Source organism: Microbacterium sp. 69-10 (genome assembly GCF_001897945.1).
GTDB lineage: Bacteria > Actinomycetota > Actinomycetes > Actinomycetales > Microbacteriaceae > Microbacterium.
On record NZ_MKRT01000009.1, the window covers coordinates 34154 to 36957 of the forward strand.

Genomic DNA, 2804 nt, shown 5'->3' on the forward strand with positions numbered 1-2804 from the left:
CGCCGGTGACGTGTGGGTGAACTCAGTCGTCCGCCCGGTGATCCTCTTCGTTCAGGTTGAACCGGTACCCCACGTTGCGCACCGTGCCGATGATCTGCTCGGCCTCGCCGAGCTTGGCGCGCAGCCGTCGCACGTGCACGTCGACGGTGCGCGTGCCCCCGAAGTAGTCGTACCCCCACACGTCGCTGAGCAGCTGCTCGCGGGTGAAGACGCGGGACGGATGGGTGGCGAGGAAGTGCAGCAGCTGGAATTCCTTGTAGGTGAGATCCAGCGGCCGGCCGTGCAGGCGGGCGGAGTATGACTGCTCGTCGACCGTGATCCCGGATGCCTGGATCCGGGTGGGCTCGCCATCCGCGGCGGCGCGGGAGAGGGCGAGCCGCAGCCGTGCGTCGATCTCGGCGGGACCTGCGTCGTGCAGCACGACATCGTCGAAGCCCCAGTCGGCGGCGACCGCGCTGAGGCCGCCCTCCGTCACGACGAGCAGCACGGGCAGCTCCACGGTGGCGGTGCGCAGGAACCGGCAGGCGGTACGGGCCGCGACGAGGTCGGACCTGGCGTCGACGAGGATCGCGTCGGCGTCGGGAAGAGTGAGCAGGTGGCCCGTGTCGAGCGGATGCCGGCGGATGCCGTGCGACAGCAGTCCGAGCGCGGGCAGAAGCGACTCCGCGTCGGCGGAGGTGCTGAGCACGAGCAGCAGGGCCACGCGTTTGAGCATACTTGCCGCCGCGGTGCGGGTCCGCAGTCATGTCACAGCCGCGGATGAGTACGATGGCCGCATGTCCGAACCGGCTCTCGCCCCGCGCAACGCCTTCCACGGCGTCGTCGCCGTGTGGATCGCGTCGCTGGTGACGGCGATCGTCCTGGGCGTCGTGCTTCCCGAGCAGGCCCGTGTGACCTGGCTCCTGATCGCGTTCGGCGCCATGGTGCTGCTGGCTTTCGCCGTGCAGCTCGCCTATGGGCGCGCACAGGGATTCATCGTGCGGGTCGCGGGCAGCGTCGTCGGCGCTCTCGTCGTGATGGGCCTGGTCTCGGCCGTGTTCGGTCTCGCCGCGCTCCCCGCCGCGCTCTAGCAGTTCTCTGGGACTAAGGTGGATGTCATGGATCCCGTCGCGCTCGAATTCTTCTTCCTCGGTCTGCTGGGACTGGCGAGCCTTGCGATCGCCTTCGTCGCCGGCGTCGTTCTCGTCAACCTGTTCCGCGGCCAGCGCTGATCAGACGTCCGTCGTGATCGATCTGCCCACGGATCTTCCCGCCGACCTCGCGCCGCTCTCGTGGCTGCTGGGCGTCTGGGAGGGCACCGGTGTCATCGAGTACACCGCGGGTGAGACGCGCTTCCAGGGCGAGTTCTCGCACCGCGTGAGCTTCAGCCATGACGGCGGCCCGTTCCTGAACTACGCGGCGACGGCCTCCTTCCTCGGTCTCGAGGGTCAGGACGAGCCCGTGCAGCTGCTCGCCGAGACCGGCTTCTGGCGTCTCGCGCGGCCGCGCACGGATGCCGATCCGGGCCCGGCTCTGCTGCCCCCGGCCGCCGCGGGCCCGGCGCGCACCGTCGACGACGTCGAGCAGCTGCGCAGCGCCGACGGGTTCCCGATCGAGGTCTCGGTCGCGCACTCCGACGGCACGCTCGAGCTGTACCTCGGCCGTATCGCCGGTCCCCGGATCGACATCTCCACGGATGCCGTGGTGCGCCCTGCGGGCGCGGCGACCAAGGAGTACACGGCGGCGAGCCGCATGTACGGCCTGGTCGACGGTCATCTGCTGTGGGCCTGGGACATCACCGCCCTCGGCGAGCAGCTGAAGTCGCACGCGTCCGCGCGTCTCGCGAAGGTCTGAGCATGTCCGCTTTCGACGCGCTTCCCGGCGCTGTGCGCGACGGCGACCTGATCACGCACTTCGGCAACCCGATCATCGAGCAGCGGCAGCTCGCGCACGGCGAGGCGCTCGCGCCGCTGACGGACCGGACGCTGATCGAGGTGGCAGGGGAGGACCGGCTCAGCTGGCTGGACTCGTTCACCTCTCAGTCGCTGGGGCGACTCCGCCCCGGCGCGAGCACGGAGCTGCTGATCCTGGACCCGCAGGGTCGCGTCGAGCACGCGGCCGGCGTGCTCGAGGACGGCGCCTCGGTATGGCTGATCGCCGATGCCGGTGATGCCGAGCAGCTCGCGACGTGGCTGAAGCGCATGGTGTTCCGTTCCCGCGTCACGGTCACAGTGCACCCGGACGCCGCCCTGGTCGGCTTCTTCGCCGGAGGCGACGCCGAGGGCCGGATCACGGCATCCGCTCCGCACGGCGTCCCGCTGATCTGGCGTGACCCGTGGCGCGAGGTGCAGCCCGGAGGCCACCAGTACGCACTCGTCGACGGGCATCCGGCCGTGGACTACGCCTGGAGCGTGGCCGTTGTCGACGACGCATCCGCTCTGACCGGGCCCTTCGCGGGCGCGCTCGCCGCTGAGGCGCTGCGCGTCGCGGCCTGGCGCCCGCGTTGGTCGCATGAGGTCGACGAGCGCACCATCCCGCACGAGTCCGACTGGATCCGCAGTGCGGTGCACCTGAACAAGGGCTGCTACCGCGGGCAGGAGACGGTCGCGAAGGTGCACAACCTCGGGCATCCGCCCCGTCGCCTGGCCGCCCTGCACCTGGACGGCAGCGACGTCGTGCTGCCCGCGCCCGGCGACGTCGTGCTCGCCGGCGATGACGAGGTCGGACACATCACCTCGGCGGCTCTGCACTTCGAGGAGGGCCCGATCGCCCTGGCGATCCTGTCCCGCCGGGCGCCCGTCGGCGAACTGATGGTGCGTTCCGAG

At 70.7% G+C, this 2804-nt stretch carries 4 protein-coding genes; 3 read left to right on the forward strand and 1 reads right to left on the reverse strand.

The window, feature by feature from the left end; genetic code table 11:
• Window positions 1–22: 22 nt before the first annotated feature.
• Window positions 23–703: a response regulator transcription factor gene (locus tag BGN97_RS04010; protein ID WP_292698252.1), complete on the reverse strand. Its 681-nt coding sequence runs from the start codon at window positions 701–703 to the stop codon at window positions 23–25.
• Window positions 704–776: 73 nt separating this feature from the next.
• On the opposite strand from BGN97_RS04010, the gene BGN97_RS04015 reads away from it, so the two are divergent.
• The 3 genes from BGN97_RS04015 to BGN97_RS04025 form a co-directional block, all read left to right on the forward strand.
• The gene (locus tag BGN97_RS04015) at window positions 777–1070 is read left to right on the forward strand and encodes a hypothetical protein (protein WP_292698254.1); all 294 of its coding nucleotides are present in this window, start codon (window positions 777–779) and stop codon (window positions 1068–1070) included.
• A gap of 154 nt (window positions 1071–1224) precedes the next feature.
• Entirely contained in the window at window positions 1225–1833 is a 609-nt protein-coding gene (locus BGN97_RS04020; RefSeq protein ID WP_292698256.1) for an FABP family protein, read from the forward strand.
• A 2-nt stretch (window positions 1834–1835) separates the two neighbouring features.
• On the forward strand, window positions 1836–2804 hold a 969-nt coding region (locus BGN97_RS04025), incomplete at its 3' end, for a folate-binding protein (protein WP_292698258.1).